The organism is Bacillus sp. GC_Bacil_1 (assembly GCF_026540675.1).
GTDB lineage: Bacteria > Bacillota > Bacilli > Bacillales > Bacillaceae_G > Bacillus_A > Bacillus_A cereus.
Genome location: NZ_JALNUG010000003.1, coordinates 307,164 through 323,287, shown reverse-complemented (window position 1 = coordinate 323,287; position 16,124 = coordinate 307,164). Strand labels below are relative to the sequence as shown.

Sequence of the window (16,124 nt, the reverse complement as noted above, 5' to 3'; positions counted from 1 at the left end):
GTGAGAGGAGGACTACATGTGCTTGAGCAAGGTTTATTAGTAACGGCTGGGGTAGCATTCTTAATTTCTGTTGCCCTTTCGCCATTGTTTATTCCATTTTTAAGAAAATTAAAGTTCGGACAGAGTATTCGTGATGAGGGACCAAAGTCACATCAAAAAAAATCAGGGACACCGACAATGGGTGGTATCGTCATATACGTATCTATGATGGTAACTTCACTTATTATGGCGATTAAGTTTAATTATTTAGGTGCAGAGGTTTCGTTATTACTATTAGTGACGTTTGGTTACGGATTAATCGGATTTTTAGATGACTACATAAAGGTAGTTAAGAAGAGAAATCTTGGTTTAACATCAAAACAAAAATTAGTAGGGCAGCTTGTTATTGCTATTGCATTCTTTTTAATTGGAAAAGGGCAAGCGTTCCACACATACATCATGATTCCGGGAACGGATGTTAAGTTTGAATTAGGTTGGGCGTATTTTATACTTGTACTATTTATGCTTATTGGTGGATCAAATGCAGTTAACTTAACTGACGGTTTAGATGGTTTATTATCAGGAACAGCTGCTATTGCATTTGGAGCATTTAGTATTATTGCTGTGGCACAAGAGCAATTTGGAGTAGCGATATTCTGTATGGCAGTGGTAGGAGCTGTACTTGGATTTTTAGTATTCAATGCGAATCCAGCAAAAGTGTTTATGGGAGATACAGGTTCATTAGCTTTAGGTGGAGCCATTGCAGCTGTAGCGATTTTATTAAAACAAGAATTGCTACTTGTAATTATTGGCGGAGTATTCGTCATGGAAACTTTATCGGTTATTATTCAGGTCATTTCATTTAAAACAACAGGAAAACGTGTCTTTAAAATGAGTCCATTACACCATCATTATGAATTATGTGGTTGGTCAGAGTGGCGTGTTGTTGTGACGTTTTGGTCTGCAGGATTTTTATTAGCTGTGTTAGGAATTTATATCGGGGTGTGGATGTAATTGAAAACTGTAACTGAATTTCAAAATAAGAATATTCTTGTATTAGGCATTGCAAAAAGTGGTTATGCAGCAGCTACATTGTTACAAAAGTTAGGGGCGAATGTCATTGTAAATGACGGAAAGCCTTTAGCAGACAATGTACTTGCTGCAGAATTACAAGCAAAAGGAATGGACGTTGTATGCGGTGGCCATCCTTTAGAATTATTAGAGAGAAATATTTCTCTTGTCGTTAAAAATCCAGGAATCCCGTATTCTAATCCAATATTAGTTGCTGCGAAAGAAAAGCAAATTCCAATTGTTACGGAAGTTGAATTAGCATATCGTATTTCAAAAGCGCCATTTGTTGGAATTACAGGATCTAATGGTAAAACGACGACAACAATGCTGACATTTGAAATGTTAAAAGAAGGACAAAAGCATCCTGTTATTGCAGGGAATATAGGAACTGTAGCTTGTGAAGTAGCACAGGATGCAAAAGAAAATGAAGTTGTAGTTACAGAACTTTCATCGTTCCAATTGATGGGAGTAGAATCGTTCCAACCTAAAATTGCAGCGTTCTTAAACTTATTTGAAGCCCACTTAGATTATCATGGGACGAAGAAGGAATATGGTTTAGCAAAAGCAAATGTTTTTAAAAACCAAACAGAAAACGATTATAGTGTAATAAACGCGGATGATGCAGATGTGATGGCTTTATCTGCGGAAACTAAAGGTCAAAAAATCTTGTTTTCGACAACGAAAGAAATTGAAGATGGCGCGTGTATAAAAGATAACGCTCTTTATTTCAAAGGTGAAAAAGTTGTTGAAGTAAGCGATATCGTTTTACCTGGTCAACATAATCTAGAAAATATTTTAGCTGCGATGAGTATTGCGAAATTATTAGGTACTTCTAATGAAGCAATTACGGTCGTGTTAAAACGTTTTACGGGTGTAAAACATCGTTTAGAATATGTAACAACGATTAACAACCGTAAGTTTTATAATGACTCAAAAGCAACGAATATGTTAGCGACTGAGAAAGCACTATCTGCGTTTACACAACCGATTGTGTTACTAGCAGGTGGGCTTGACCGCGGAAATGAATTCGATGATTTAATTCCGTATTTCAAAAATGTAAAAGCGATTGTAACATTTGGACAAACAGCTCCCAAACTAGTAAGAGCGGCAGAAAAAGCGGGATTAGATTTAATTGAAAGTGTCGATACTTTAGATGAAGCAGTGGTGAAAGCTTATGCTCATTCTAAAGAAGGTGATGTTGTTCTTCTTTCTCCAGCGTGTGCAAGCTGGGATCAATTTAAAACATTTGAAGAAAGAGGAGACATTTTTATACAAGCTGTGCATAAACTTATATAAAGTAAATCAAAACATCAGTAGGCTAACACCTACTGATGTTTTGTTACATAGGGCAAAAGGTTCTGCCTAAAGAGGTGGTGTTTGTGGGTAATGAAGAAAACGCCTGATTTTATGCTCATCATCGTAACACTTTCATTGTTGACAATCGGAATGATTATGGTTTATAGTGCGAGTGCAGTTTGGGCCTCTTATAAAATGGGGGACTCATTCTTTTTTGCAAAAAGACAATTACTGTTTGCGGGTCTTGGTGTAGTAGCTATGTTTTTTATTATGAAAATTGATTATTGGGTGTGGCGTACGTATTCAAAAGTAATTTTGCTAGTTTGCTTCATTCTTCTTATTCTCGTTCTTATTCCTGGAGTAGGTCTTGTTCGAGGAGGAGCACGAAGTTGGATTGGGATCGGAGCATTTTCGATTCAACCGTCAGAATTTATGAAGTTTGCGATGATTATTTTCTTGGCAAAGTTTTTAGCGGAACGGCAAAAATTGATTACATCTTTTAAACGTGGTTTATTACCGGCTCTTAGTTTTGTGTTTCTTGCTTTTGGGATGATTATGTTACAGCCAGACCTTGGGACAGGAACGGTAATGGTTGGGACATGTATCATTATGATATTTATTTCGGGAGCGAGGGTCTTTCACTTTGCAATGTTTGGTTTGATTGGTGTAGCAGGATTTGTAGGGTTAATTGCATCAGCACCGTATCGAATGAAACGCATTACATCATATTTAGATCCGTGGTCAGATCCGCTTGGAAGTGGATTTCAAATTATCCAATCATTACTCGCAATTGGACCTGGTGGATTATTTGGGCTTGGACTTGGACAAAGTAGACAAAAATTTCTTTATTTACCTGAACCACAAACTGACTTTATATTTGCGATCTTATCCGAGGAATTAGGTTTTATTGGTGGTTCATTTGTGTTATTATTATTTAGTCTATTATTATGGCGCGGGATTCGTATCGCATTAGGAGCGCCAGATTTATATGGTACGTTTTTAGCAGTAGGTATTGTGGCGATGATTGCGATTCAAGTAATGATTAATGTTGGTGTTGTAACAGGACTGATGCCTGTTACGGGTATTACCTTGCCGTTTTTAAGTTATGGTGGATCAAGTTTGACATTAATGTTAATGGCAGTAGGTGTATTATTAAATATAAGTCGCCATTCTCGCTACTAAACCCTGTTTATAAGACAGGGTTTTTCGTATGTGTGTAAAAATGCAATATGTATATAGAAATAAATATAATGGAAATAAGAAAAGAGAAGCGGAGGAGTTAGTAGTGCGTGTATTAGTGAGTGGTGGGGGTACTGGTGGTCATATTTATCCAGCTCTTGCTTTAATTAGAGAAATAAAAAAGTTAAATCCAGAAGCAAGATTTTTATATATTGGTACGGAAAATGGACTAGAGAGTACAATCGTTCCAAAAGCAGGTATACCATTTCAATCTATTGTTATAAGCGGATTTAAACGAAAAATATCATTAGATAATGTGAAAACAGTAATGCGTTTTCTAAAAGGTGTACAGGATAGTAAACGATATATTCGTCGTTTTAATCCGGATATCGTAATTGGAACGGGTGGATATGTATGTGGACCAGTTGTATACGCTGCAGCCAAATTAGGTATTCCAACTATTGTACATGAACAAAATAGTGTACCAGGTGTAACGAACAAATTTTTAAGTCGTTATGTTGATAAAGTTGCTGTTTGTTTTGAAGCAGCTACAGAGCATTTTCCAGAGTCAAAAGTGGTAATGACAGGTAATCCGCGAGCATCAGAGGTAATGGATCAAAATGGAATGAAAGGGAAACGTTCAGTTGGGCTTTCTCTTCCTAAAAAGTCTGTACTTATATTTGGTGGAAGTCGTGGAGCTAGACCGATTAACGATGCCTTCGTTGAAGCAATTGAACAGTTTGGGAACAAAAGCTACGAAATACTATATGTAACAGGTGAAGTACATTATGACAAAGTGATGGAAGCCGTGAAGCAAAAAGGGAACCCGAACAATGTTATTATTAAGCCGTTCATTCATAATATGCCAGAGGTACTAACTGGTGTAGACCTTGTTGTTTCAAGGGCTGGGGCAACAACACTTGCAGAATTAACAGCGTTAGGAAAACCAAGTGTGTTAATACCGAGTCCGTACGTAACAAATAATCATCAGGAAAAGAATGCACGTTCAGTTGTTGATAAAGGAGCGGCAAAAATGTTACTTGAAAAAGATTTAACAGCTGAAACGCTTATTCGTGATATTGATGAGATTTTATTGGATGCACAAACATTACAAAATATGAAGCTAGCTGCTAAGCAACTAGGTATTCCAGATGCAGCAAATAAGCTGTATGAAGTAATGAATAAGCTTGTAAAAAAATAAAGTGAGGCTTTAATCAGTGGGGAGTGATTCTTTCTCGTTGATTATTACCTTTCACTAATCGGATGTTTACTGGCATCCCGATTCTCGCCTAACTTCTTTGTTACCGCCGAATTTTGATTTAGGAGCTGTACTGCCCGTAAATAGAGGGATAACGTTAGGCGAACGCCCTGCATATTATTGTCATAAGGAGACTTAATATGGGGGAGATTGTCTATGGAACAATTAGTAAATGAGCTTATAGAAGCAGACGTTGGTCGTGTTTTAGTTAATGAGTCGTTAGCACGTTATACAACTATGAAAATAGGTGGACCAGCGGATATTTTAATTGTGCCAAAGCATGTAGCCGGTATTGAAAAAACATTACAGTTAGTAAAGCAATACAAAACGAAGTGGACTGTAATTGGGCGCGGTTCAAACCTTCTTGTATCTGATCAAGGCATAGAAGGTGTTGTTATTCGTTTAGGAGAAGGATTAGATCACTTAGAGGTCGAAAAACATAAGGTAAGAGTTGGTAGTGGATATCCTCTTATTAAATTGTCAACTTTACTTAGTCGTCAAGGGTTAGCTGGATTGGAGTTTGCAAGCGGTATTCCAGGAAGTGTCGGTGGTGCAGTATATATGAATGCAGGTGCACATAAATCGGATATATCGAGTGTATTATCGAAGGCTCTCATTCTGTTTGAAGACGGTACAATTGACTGGTTAATGAATAAAGAACTGGAGTTTTCTTATCGGGCATCTGTATTGCAAACGAAACGTCCTGGTATTGTTTTAGAGGCGGAGTTTCAATTACAGGCGGGAAAACGTGAAGAAATTGTACGTAGCATGCAAAATAATAAAGATTACCGCCGTGAAACGCAACCATGGAATCACCCGTGTGCAGGAAGTGTATTTCGGAATCCAATCCCACATTTTGCAGGAGATTTAGTAGAAAAAGCAGGGCTTCGTGGTTATAGGATTGGTGGAGCTCAAATTTCTGAAATGCATGGCAATTTTATTGTTAATACCGGGGGAGCTTCAGCGCAAGATGTATTGTCCTTAATTGAATTAATAAAACATACAATTAAGGATAAATTTGATGTAGATATGCATACAGAAGTAGAAATCATTGGAAGATAACGGTTATTCGTTCCGCTCATTATCATTTATGTTATAATAAGAAGATAAGAACGGCATGAGGAACATGCCGTTCTTTATGTTACATAGGGGGATCGTACATGAATAATAGTAAAGTGATTAAACTACAAGATCGTGTACCAAAATTGAAAAATCAAAAGAAAAAAAACAAAAAAAATGTTAATCATCGATTGATTTTATACATATCAATTTTATTTTTATTAGTGCTCTTTTTAATTTATTTTCGGTCTCCGCTTAGTAATATAAAAAAGATTAGTGTGTTTGGAAATCACTATATGACGGATGAGCAAGTAATGAAGGATTCAGGCGTGACATATGATACAAGTTATTTCCGAGTGACAGCACATAAAGCTGAAGAAAACTTAACGAAGCGAAAAGAAATTAAAGCAGTAAATGTAAAAAAACGTTTTCCAAACAAGATTGATATTCATATCGAAGAATATTTAACGATTGGTTATATAAATAAAGAGGGAAAATTACAACCATTATTAGAAAATGGAAAAACGCTTGATGTACTACCTAATGGAAAACTTCCTGTTGCAGCACCGATTTTCGAACCTTTTAAAGAAGAGAAAATGAAGGAGTTAATCGCTGAACTAGAAAAATTAACACCAGCTATTTTAAAATCTATTTCGGAGATTCGCTATTCACCAACGAATGCGAATGAAGATCATCTTACTTTATATATGAATGAAGGTTATGAAGTGAGCACTACGATTCAAAATTTTGCAAAACGTATGGAAGCCTATCCGCTTATTTTAAAAACAATTGAGCCAGGTAAGAAGGTATTAATTGACTTAGAAGTAGGTGCATATACGAAAGAATTAGGTGCGGAAGAAAAAAAAGAATAGAATGGTAGTTTTCGTTGATTATAGCAGAAAAAACGAAACGAATGTTCTATTATATGTATACGAATTTAGAAGAATGGTTCATTTGATGAAAAATATGTAAAAATTCTTAGATTCATACTAGTATTGGTACAAGTTTCACTTTTCTATGAGTACATCTTAGTGTAGACTTATACTTGGCGGTAAACTTTACACTCGAAATAGAATTATTTCAAGATAAGCAGTTATTCATAGTTTACTGCGATATTCTTAATTGAATGCTAAATAAAAATAAGAAAAATATAGGGTTAAAAAAGGGAAACGTATAAAGACGTTGAATATTTTTCTTATAAATAGTAAAGTTGCGATTGTTGTTCCATATATTGAGTTGTATGGTATAAATAAAGAAGGAGGTGCCAAAGAATGAACAGCAATGAAATATATGTTAGTCTTGACATCGGTACATCCAATGTTAAAGTCATCATTGGTGAAATGGTTAATGACAGCTTAAACATTATTGGTGTTGGAAATGTAAAATCAAATGGTTTAAAGAAGGGATCGATAGTTGATATAGACGAGACTGTTCGATCAATTAAAAAAGCAATTGAACAAGCTGAGCGCATGGTGGGAATCCACATTGAGCAAGTTGTAGTAGGTGTCAATGCAAACCAGGTACAGCTACTTCCTTGTCACGGAGTAGTCGCTGTTTCAAATGAAGATCGTGAAATCGGGAATGAAGATGTCTTACGCGTTCTAGATGCAGCACAAGTTGTGTCAATTGCTCCAGAACGTGAGTTTATTGATGTGGTACCTCGACAGTTCATCGTAGACGGTCTTGACGAGATTAACGATCCACGCGGGATGATCGGTGTAAGATTAGAAATGGAAGGTACACTTATTACAGGCTCGAGAACTTTACTACATAACCTACTTCGTTGTGTAGAAAAAGCAGGTCTTGAAATTGTTGATATTTGTCTTCAACCTTTAGCGGCTGCAACAGTTGCTATATCTTCAGATGAAAAAAATAGAGGAGTAGCCCTTGTTGATATGGGGGGAGGATCTACAACTTTATCTATTTTTAAAGATGGAGAGTTACAAGCGACGAGCGTATTACCATTAGGTGGAGACCATATAACGAAGGATATTGCGATTGGGTTGAAAACTTCAACAGAAAATGCAGATCAAATTAAGTTGAAATATGGACATGCTTTTTATGATACAGCATCTGAAGAAGAGATGTTTACGGTTCCTATTATGGGAAGTGATCAAACAGAACAATATTCTCAGTTGGAATTATCGGATATAATAGAGGCTCGTGTAGAGGAAATTTTAATGTTTGTTCAAGATGAAGTGCGTAAGTTAGGAGTAAAGCAAGTGGCTTCTGGTTATGTACTAACTGGTGGAATTGCTTCTATGCCAGGTGTTCTTGACCTTGCATATGATATTTTACATGAAAATGTTCGTGTAGCAACTCCTGATTATATTGGTGTGCGTGAGCCCCAATATACAAGTGGAGTTGGATTAATTAAACATTCTTATCAAAAAGCTAAATTACGTGGGAAAAATGTGCAGGAAAAGCAAGAGCATTTTGAACCAGTACCAGCACCAGCACCAACGCCGGTACAACAGCAACCTGCAAAACAAAAAACTCGTAATCAAAACAATAATAATCAAAATGATGACCGCATGATGTCAAAAGTAAAACGTGTATTCCGTTATTTATGGGATTAAAATTGGACACGAAAAATGAGGTTCTAGGGGGATTTCGACATGTTAGAGTTTGATACTACTCAAGATCAATTAGCGAATATAAAAGTTATCGGTGTCGGCGGTGGCGGAAACAATGCTGTAAACCGTATGATTGAACACGGTGTACAAGGTGTAGACTTTATCGCTGTGAACACTGATGCACAAGCATTAAATCTATCAAAAGCTGAAACGAAAATGCAAATTGGTGGAAAATTAACGCGTGGACTTGGTGCAGGCGCAAACCCTGAAGTAGGGAAAAAAGCTGCAGAAGAAAGTAAAGAACAGATCCAAGAAGCACTTCGTGGTGCGGATATGGTCTTCGTAACTGCCGGTATGGGCGGTGGAACTGGAACTGGTGCAGCTCCAGTTGTTGCTCAAGTTGCAAAAGAATTAGGTGCTTTAACAGTTGGTGTTGTAACACGTCCATTTACTTTTGAAGGACGTAAGCGTGCGACGCAAGCAGCATCTGGTATTGCAGCATTTAAAGAAAATGTAGATACTCTTATTGTAATTCCAAATGATCGCTTATTAGAGATTGTTGATAAAAATACGCCAATGTTAGAAGCATTCCGTGAAGCTGATAACGTATTACGTCAAGGTGTTCAAGGTATTTCGGATTTAATTGCAACACCAGGTTTAATTAACTTAGACTTTGCAGACGTAAAGACAATTATGTCTAATAGAGGTTCTGCTTTAATGGGTATTGGTTCTGGTAACGGGGAAAATCGTGCTGCAGAAGCTGCGAAAAAAGCGATTTCTAGTCCATTACTAGAAACATCTATTGATGGAGCTCAAGGTGTTATCATGAACATTACGGGTGGCGCTAACTTAAGCTTATATGAAGTACAAGAAGCGGCAGATATCGTAGCTTCAGCTTCAGATCCAGAAGTAAATATGATCTTCGGTTCTGTTATTAACGAAGGATTAAAAGATGATATCGTTGTAACTGTAATTGCAACTGGTTTTGATGATAGCATTGCAACTCAACCACCAAAACCAATTATTCGTCCGAATGCGAACCACACGCAACAACAGCAACAACCAGTAGCTCAACCTTCAAAACAACGTGAAGTAAAGCGTGAAATGAAGCGTGAAGAGCCAGTTGTACATGAGCGTCATTCAGATTCAGATGATATCGATATTCCAGCATTTTTACGTAACCGTCGTAGACGATAAAAAAAGGAGCTTTCATGCTCCTTTTTTGTTTTTTAAATGGAAAAGACCTGCTAAGCAGGTCTTTTTTTATTTCGTATATTTCAATATATTTTGTTGGTGAAAATAAGAGTATATCATTCTATGAATTTGTACTTTTATTTTTTACCGACAGATTATGTCTAGAAATCACAAAATAACAAAAAAACACCTCCGCAAATTGACACACTTTCCTATTGGATATGCATTATACTAGTCTCAACTTGAAAAAAGAGGTGAATTGTTTGGTTGTTTACGCCGACGTTGTTTGGTTGTTAAACGCCTGCATTGATTTTCTTTTGCTTTTATTAACAGCTACCGTGTTAAAAAAGAAGATCAAAAGATGGAGGCTTGTGTTAGGGGCATTTATAGGTTCAACTATTGTTATTTTTGCCTTTACTCCTTTTGCTTCTATGATGACACATCCAATTATGAAACTACTGTACTCGTTACTTATTGTGTATACAGCATTTGGGTTTACAACATTTAGAAATTATGCACAAACTGTTTTTACTTTTTACTTTGTAACCTTTATGGTTGGCGGAGGATTAATTGGAACTCATTTCTTTTTGCAAACGAATGAAATGGTAAATGGATTGGTTCAATCTCAGTCAATTTCTTACGGCGATCCAATTAGTTGGTTATTTGTTATTTTTGGTTTTCCGGTAATTTATTATTTTTCTAAAAAGCGTATTGAAAGCGTAGAGGTCACGAAAATACACTATGACCAAATTGTAAAAGTAAAAATTCAATTAGCCGAAGAAGAACTAGAACTGGCAGGTCTTATTGACAGTGGGAACCAACTTTACGACCCATTAACAAAAACACCCGTTATGATTATGCATGTTTCATCATTAGAACATTGCTTACCATCTTGGTTAACAGAACAAATTTATTCCAAAACAGAAATTCCTCAAATACCAGAAAATGATTCTGGTTGGGCGACAAAATTACGTTTAATTCCTTTCCGTGCAGTAGGAGTAGAAAGTCAATTTTTGTGGGCAATTAAGCCTGACAGTGTGCAAGTTGATCATGAAGGTAGTTCTATTGTTGTAAACAAAGTATTAATTGGATTAAATACACAACAACTGTCTACTAATGGGGAGTATCAATGTATTGTGCATCCAAAAATGTTGATTTCACAAAAAATGGTGATCGCTTAATAATGAGAGGCGGGATAATATGATGAAATTAAAATTTTATTTAGTATACCTTTGGTATAAAGTATTGCTGAAATTAGGAATTAAGACCGATGAAATTTATTATATTGGTGGAAGTGAAGCGTTGCCACCACCGTTAACGAAAGAAGAAGAGGAAGTTCTTTTGAATAAATTGCCAAAAGGAGATCAGGCAGCAAGGTCATTACTTATTGAACGCAACTTAAGGCTCGTTGTATATATAGCAAGAAAGTTTGAAAATACAGGGATAAATATTGAAGATTTAATTAGTATAGGAACAATCGGCCTTATTAAAGCGGTAAATACATTTAATCCAGAAAAGAAAATAAAATTAGCAACATATGCATCGCGTTGTATAGAAAATGAAATTTTAATGCATTTACGTCGGAATAACAAAAATCGTTCGGAAGTTTCTTTTGATGAACCGCTAAACATTGATTGGGATGGGAATGAACTATTGTTGTCTGACGTGTTAGGTACAGATGATGATATTATTACAAAAGATTTAGAAGCTACTGTAGATCGTCACCTTTTAATGAAAGCATTACACCAATTAAATGATCGTGAAAAACAAATTATGGAACTTCGGTTTGGGCTTGCTGGAGGAGAGGAAAAGACGCAAAAAGATGTGGCGGATATGCTTGGGATTTCACAGTCATACATTTCGCGTTTAGAAAAAAGAATTATAAAAAGATTACGAAAAGAATTTAATAAAATGGTGTGAAGAATAAGACCAGCCGTTATGTAGGCTGGTCTTATTCTATTTAGTTGTATTAGGAAAGATAATTTAAATGAAAAATAGTGAAAAAACCATATGCATAAAATCCCCTTCAAAGGAAATACTTTACACTGTACAGCAACTCCCGATAGGAGGGAACACTTTGACGAGAAACAAAGTAGAAATTTGCGGTGTTGATACAGCTAAACTTCCAGTATTAAAAAATGAAGAGATGCGTAAATTATTTCGTGAAATGCAAAGTGGAGAGATAAGCGCAAGAGAAAAATTAGTGAATGGAAACTTACGTCTTGTACTGAGCGTCATCCAAAGATTTAATAACAGAGGAGAATATGTTGACGATTTATTCCAAGTTGGTTGCATCGGACTTATGAAATCAATTGATAATTTTGATTTAGGCCAAAATGTAAAATTTTCAACGTATGCTGTGCCGATGATTATTGGGGAAATACGCAGATATTTGCGTGATAATAATCCGATTCGCGTATCGCGCTCATTGCGAGATATTGCGTATAAAGCTTTGCAAGTAAGAGAGAAGTTAATTGCAGAAAATTCAAAAGAACCAACAGCAATGGATATTGCAAAAGTGCTAGAAGTAACTCATGAAGAGATAGTATTTGCTTTAGATGCGATTCAAGATCCAGTTTCATTATTTGAACCGATTTATAATGATGGAGGAGATCCTATCTTTGTTATGGATCAGTTAAGTGATGAAAAACAAAAGGACGAGCAGTGGGTTGAAGAACTAGCATTGAAAGAAGGAATGAAGCGTTTAAATGATCGAGAGAAAATGATTATTAGAAAACGTTTCTTCCAAGGAAAGACACAGATGGAAGTTGCAGAAGAAATTGGGATTTCCCAAGCGCAAGTATCACGTTTAGAGAAGTCAGCCATTAAACAAATGAATAAAACGATTCAAGGATAAGGTCTCACCAATTATGGTGAGACCTTTTTATATGTAATATGGTTTGTGCTCATAGTAGGGGATTAGTGTTCATATAATGAAACTAGCATGGTGTTTCGTATAGGTGGCTTCCTGTAAATATGAGAAACAGCTTCCAATTCGTCATATAAGGGGGAGAGGGTAAAAATGGTGATACGAATTTCAGAGTTACAGATGAAGGATGTTATAAATATTTCAGATGGAAAAAGGATTGGGAATATTGGAGATATTGAAATTGATATGAACACAGGGCAAGTTTGTTCTGTTATTATTTCCAAACAGACACGTATGCTAGGTATTTTTGGAAAAGATGTTGAGATTGTAATTCCTTGGAAGGAAATTGTGAAAATTGGGGAGGATGTCATACTTGTAAGAGTAGATCCTGTTAATACTGTAACAGAATCAATACAAACACCGACAATTTCATAAAGAATATTACAAATTCCTCTTTTTTTTCTGTTAGGATTATGAAAAAATAAAAGTATGGTAAAATAGACAGGAAGTACCATGCTTTTTTCTGTTATTTTAATTAAAAGGAGCCGCTTTATTATGAGAGAACCATTTAAATATGTGGACGGTATACTGTATTTACAAGCGTGGAAAGAACTTGGAAACATTACTGCTGGATTTACGACAAAAGATGGTGGGATAAGTACGGGCTCCTTTCATGCGATGAATTTAGGATTACATGTGAATGATATCGTGGAGAACGTTCATGAAAACAGACGCATTTTAGCAAATAAGTTACAAAAACCATTAGAAAACTGGATTTGCTCTGAACAAGTTCATGATCATCATGTTGAAAAAGTAGGGCAACAGGAAAAAGGAAGTGGCGTTTATTCATATGAGGACGGCATTTCAAAAACAGATGGCATTTATACGAGTAATGAAGATGTTCTGTTAACGTCTTGTTACGCGGATTGTGTTCCGCTCTATTTTTATGCACCATCACATGGTATGATAGGACTTGCGCATGCTGGATGGAAAGGCACTGTACAAGAGATTGCAAAGGAAATGATTCAAAAGTGGAATGCAGAAGGTATTTCAAGTGATGAAATTCATGTTGCAATTGGACCGTCGATTGGATCTTGTTGTTATGTTGTGGATGATCGTGTATTAACAGCAGCACAGAAAGTAATTAACGGTGCTGTTCCTCATCAAAAAATTTCTGACGGGCAGTACGCAATTAATTTAAAAGAAATTAATCGTATATTATGTGTACAAGCAGGCATAAAAGAAGAGCATATTGTAATGTCATCTCTTTGTACAAGCTGTGAAGAGCAACTATTTTTCTCTCATCGTCGTGATCAAGGTAAGACAGGAAGAATGTTGAGTTTCATAGGTTTTAAGGAGGAAGGAAGCAAGTGACAGTACAAGAAAATTTAGTAATTGTAAACGAAGCTATTAAAGAATCTTGCGTTCGAGCTGGACGTTCGTTGCAAGATATTAAACTTGTTGCAGTGACAAAAACTGTAGGGATTGAAAAAACAAACGAAGTAATTGAAACTGGAATTATCGATTTAGGTGAAAATAGAAATGAAGGTTTCTTACAGAAATATGAGCATTTCGGTTCAAAAGTTAATTGGCACTTTATTGGCTCATTACAAACGAGAAAAGTAAAAGAAATCATTAATGAAATTGATTATTTACATTCGTTAGATCGTCTTTCCCTGGCGAAAGAAATTCAGAAACGTGCTGATAAGAAAGTGAAATGCTTTATTCAAGTGAAAACCTCATCTGAAGAATCGAAGCAAGGATTAGCAATAGAAGAGGTTGTTTCTTTTATTCAAAGTTTGCAAGAATTCGATAAAATTGAAGTGGTTGGACTAATGACGATGGCTCCATTTACAGAAGAAGAGGAAGAAATCAGACGCTGTTTTAAGGAATTACGTATGTTGCAAACAAAGGTGCAGGAGCTAGCGTTATTACATGCGCCATGTAAAGAATTATCAATGGGAATGTCCAACGATTACACGATTGCAATTGAAGAAGGGGCTACATATATTCGTTTGGGAACGATTTTAGTAGGAAAAGCGTAAAAGGAAGGAGAATCTTATTATGAGTTGGTCAAAAGTAAAATACTTCTTTTTTGATACACCGGAAGAAAAAGAAGCAGCTCAATATGGTTATGAAAAGGAGCAAACAGACATGAAAAAGCAGCAAGATCCACCAGAACAACAAGATGTTACGTTTCCAAAAGCGCAACCGAAGCAAAATGTTGTGAGTATTGAAACAGCAAAACAATCTTCAAAAGTTGTTTTATTAGAACCACGCACATATTCGGAAGCACAAGGGATTGCGGACCACTTAAAAGGTAGACGAGCTGTTGTAATTAATTTGCAGAGAATGTCTACTGATCAAGCGGTACGTATCGTTGACTTTTTAAGTGGTACTGTATACGCTATAGGCGGGGACATTCAAAAAATAGGACCGAAAACATTTATGTGTACACCTGAAAATGTTGATATTGTTGGTGCAATTTCAGAGTTATTCGGTGAAGAAGAAGAAACAAATATAAAGAGGTGGTAATACGCCATGACAACAGTTTTAATGGTGTTAAGTTCTGCTATCGAGATTTACTCGTGGGCACTGATTATTTACATTCTCCTATCATGGTTTCCTGGTGCAAAGGAATCATCTTTTGGAGAGTTCTTGGCGCGAATTTGTGAACCGTATTTAGAACCATTCCGCAGATTTATTCCGCCGCTTGGTATGATTGATATTTCTCCACTCGTTGCGATTTTTGCGTTAAAACTTGCTAAAAGTGGTTTGTTCAGTTTGTTCAGCTATTTCTTATAGTAAGAGGTTAAATACATGAGCATTTACGAACATTTTAGGCCTGATGAAGAGGTCTTTGTAGATAAAGTGCTGGAGTGGAAGCGAACAGCGGAGTACCATCAAGTGAAATTAACAGATTTCCTTGATCCAAGACAGCAACAAATTGTTTCTATGGTAATTGGACAAGGAGATGTCGCTGTGCAATTTGGTGGTGCAACGCCTAATGCAGAGCGTAAAAGAGCACTCATTTATCCAGACTATCTAGAATTAAATGAAGAAGAATTTCAAGTAGAAGTATTAGAAATTGACTATCCTTCCAAGTTTTATACGCTAGAACATAGGCAAATATTAGGTACATTTATGTCTCTTGGTTTAACGAGAGAAAAATGTGGTGATATTTTGCTGCAAGAAAATCGTGCCCAAATTGTAGTTGCGAAAGAAATCGTATCGTACATTGAGATGAACTTACAAGCAATAGGAAAAGTAAAAGTCTCCTTATCAGCAGTACAAGGAGAACAAATTCTACAAATACATGAAACGTGGGGGGAGAAATCTGGAACGGTTTCTTCACTTCGTTTAGATGTTATGTTAGCTGAAATGTTACATTTATCTAGACAGAAAGTACAACCTTTCATAAAAAATGGTTTAGTAAAAGTCAATTGGAAAACAGTGGAGCAAACTTCTTATGAATGTTATCCAGGAGATGTTTTTTCTGTTAGAGGATATGGCCGAAGTAAATTATTTTCTGTAGAAGGTAGAACAAAACGCGACAAATGGAGAATTTTGTATGGTATACTAAAATGATTGGTTTTTTAGAAGGAAATCCTCCTATTTTGTCGAAGAAAAGATATAATTGAAA

Annotated in this window: 17 protein-coding genes; all 17 read left to right on the top strand. The window is 36.0% G+C overall.

Annotated elements, in window-relative coordinates; translation table 11 throughout:
• Positions 1 to 18 precede the first annotated feature (18 nt).
• The 17 genes from mraY (at position 19) to OXT04_RS06880 (ending at position 16,069) form a co-directional block, all read left to right on the top strand.
• Positions 19 to 993, top strand: a complete 975-nt coding sequence (mraY, locus tag OXT04_RS06960) for a phospho-N-acetylmuramoyl-pentapeptide-transferase (protein ID WP_097822639.1) — start codon at positions 19 to 21, stop codon at positions 991 to 993.
• Positions 994 to 2,346 carry a UDP-N-acetylmuramoyl-L-alanine--D-glutamate ligase gene (murD, locus tag OXT04_RS06955; protein ID WP_267414058.1) on the top strand — a complete coding sequence of 451 codons (1,353 nt, stop codon included), beginning with the start codon at positions 994 to 996 and terminating at the stop codon, positions 2,344 to 2,346.
• A gap of 90 nt (positions 2,347 to 2,436) precedes the next feature.
• Positions 2,437 to 3,528 carry a stage V sporulation protein E gene (gene spoVE, locus OXT04_RS06950; RefSeq protein WP_000753524.1) on the top strand — a complete coding sequence of 364 codons (1,092 nt, stop codon included), beginning with the start codon at positions 2,437 to 2,439 and terminating at the stop codon, positions 3,526 to 3,528.
• Between the two features lie 103 nt (positions 3,529 to 3,631).
• Positions 3,632 to 4,726, top strand: coding sequence for an undecaprenyldiphospho-muramoylpentapeptide beta-N-acetylglucosaminyltransferase (gene murG / locus OXT04_RS06945; RefSeq protein WP_024927913.1), 1,095 nt, complete (start codon positions 3,632 to 3,634; stop codon positions 4,724 to 4,726).
• Between the two features lie 213 nt (positions 4,727 to 4,939).
• Positions 4,940 to 5,845: a UDP-N-acetylmuramate dehydrogenase gene (gene murB, locus OXT04_RS06940; protein ID WP_000437027.1), complete on the top strand. Its 906-nt coding sequence runs from the start codon at positions 4,940 to 4,942 to the stop codon at positions 5,843 to 5,845.
• A gap of 98 nt (positions 5,846 to 5,943) precedes the next feature.
• Entirely contained in the window at positions 5,944 to 6,714 is a 771-nt protein-coding gene (divIB, locus tag OXT04_RS06935) for a cell division protein DivIB (protein ID WP_001065789.1), read from the top strand.
• A 399-nt stretch (positions 6,715 to 7,113) separates the two neighbouring features.
• Positions 7,114 to 8,421, top strand: a complete 1,308-nt coding sequence (gene ftsA / locus OXT04_RS06930; RefSeq protein WP_001087557.1) for a cell division protein FtsA — start codon at positions 7,114 to 7,116, stop codon at positions 8,419 to 8,421.
• Between the two features lie 39 nt (positions 8,422 to 8,460).
• Positions 8,461 to 9,615 carry a cell division protein FtsZ gene (gene ftsZ / locus OXT04_RS06925; RefSeq protein ID WP_000888984.1) on the top strand — a complete coding sequence of 385 codons (1,155 nt, stop codon included), beginning with the start codon at positions 8,461 to 8,463 and terminating at the stop codon, positions 9,613 to 9,615.
• Between the two features lie 260 nt (positions 9,616 to 9,875).
• Positions 9,876 to 10,793, top strand: coding sequence for a sigma-E processing peptidase SpoIIGA (gene spoIIGA, locus OXT04_RS06920; RefSeq protein ID WP_000261975.1), 918 nt, complete (start codon positions 9,876 to 9,878; stop codon positions 10,791 to 10,793).
• 19 nt (positions 10,794 to 10,812) lie between these two features.
• Positions 10,813 to 11,532 (top strand): RNA polymerase sporulation sigma factor SigE, encoded by a 720-nt coding sequence (sigE, locus tag OXT04_RS06915; protein WP_000976948.1) that lies wholly within the window; start codon positions 10,813 to 10,815, stop codon positions 11,530 to 11,532.
• Between the two features lie 157 nt (positions 11,533 to 11,689).
• Positions 11,690 to 12,469: an RNA polymerase sporulation sigma factor SigG gene (gene sigG, locus OXT04_RS06910; protein ID WP_000197755.1), complete on the top strand. Its 780-nt coding sequence runs from the start codon at positions 11,690 to 11,692 to the stop codon at positions 12,467 to 12,469.
• Positions 12,470 to 12,634: 165 nt separating this feature from the next.
• Positions 12,635 to 12,916: a YlmC/YmxH family sporulation protein gene (locus tag OXT04_RS06905; RefSeq protein WP_000236749.1), complete on the top strand. Its 282-nt coding sequence runs from the start codon at positions 12,635 to 12,637 to the stop codon at positions 12,914 to 12,916.
• Between the two features lie 120 nt (positions 12,917 to 13,036).
• A complete protein-coding gene (gene pgeF / locus OXT04_RS06900; protein WP_001209012.1) occupies positions 13,037 to 13,855 on the top strand; it encodes a peptidoglycan editing factor PgeF in 819 nt (272 codons plus the stop codon).
• Positions 13,852 to 14,526 (top strand): YggS family pyridoxal phosphate-dependent enzyme, encoded by a 675-nt coding sequence (locus OXT04_RS06895; protein WP_097822641.1) that lies wholly within the window; start codon positions 13,852 to 13,854, stop codon positions 14,524 to 14,526. Before pgeF ends, OXT04_RS06895 begins: the two co-directional genes overlap by 4 nt.
• A 19-nt stretch (positions 14,527 to 14,545) precedes the next feature.
• A complete protein-coding gene (locus tag OXT04_RS06890) occupies positions 14,546 to 15,016 on the top strand; it encodes a cell division protein SepF (RefSeq protein ID WP_000119129.1) in 471 nt (156 codons plus the stop codon).
• Between the two features lie 6 nt (positions 15,017 to 15,022).
• Positions 15,023 to 15,286, top strand: coding sequence for a YggT family protein (locus OXT04_RS06885; RefSeq protein ID WP_000214324.1), 264 nt, complete (start codon positions 15,023 to 15,025; stop codon positions 15,284 to 15,286).
• Positions 15,287 to 15,301: 15 nt separating this feature from the next.
• Positions 15,302 to 16,069, top strand: a complete 768-nt coding sequence (locus tag OXT04_RS06880) for a YlmH family RNA-binding protein (protein ID WP_000029713.1) — start codon at positions 15,302 to 15,304, stop codon at positions 16,067 to 16,069.
• Positions 16,070 to 16,124: the final 55 nt, after the last annotated feature.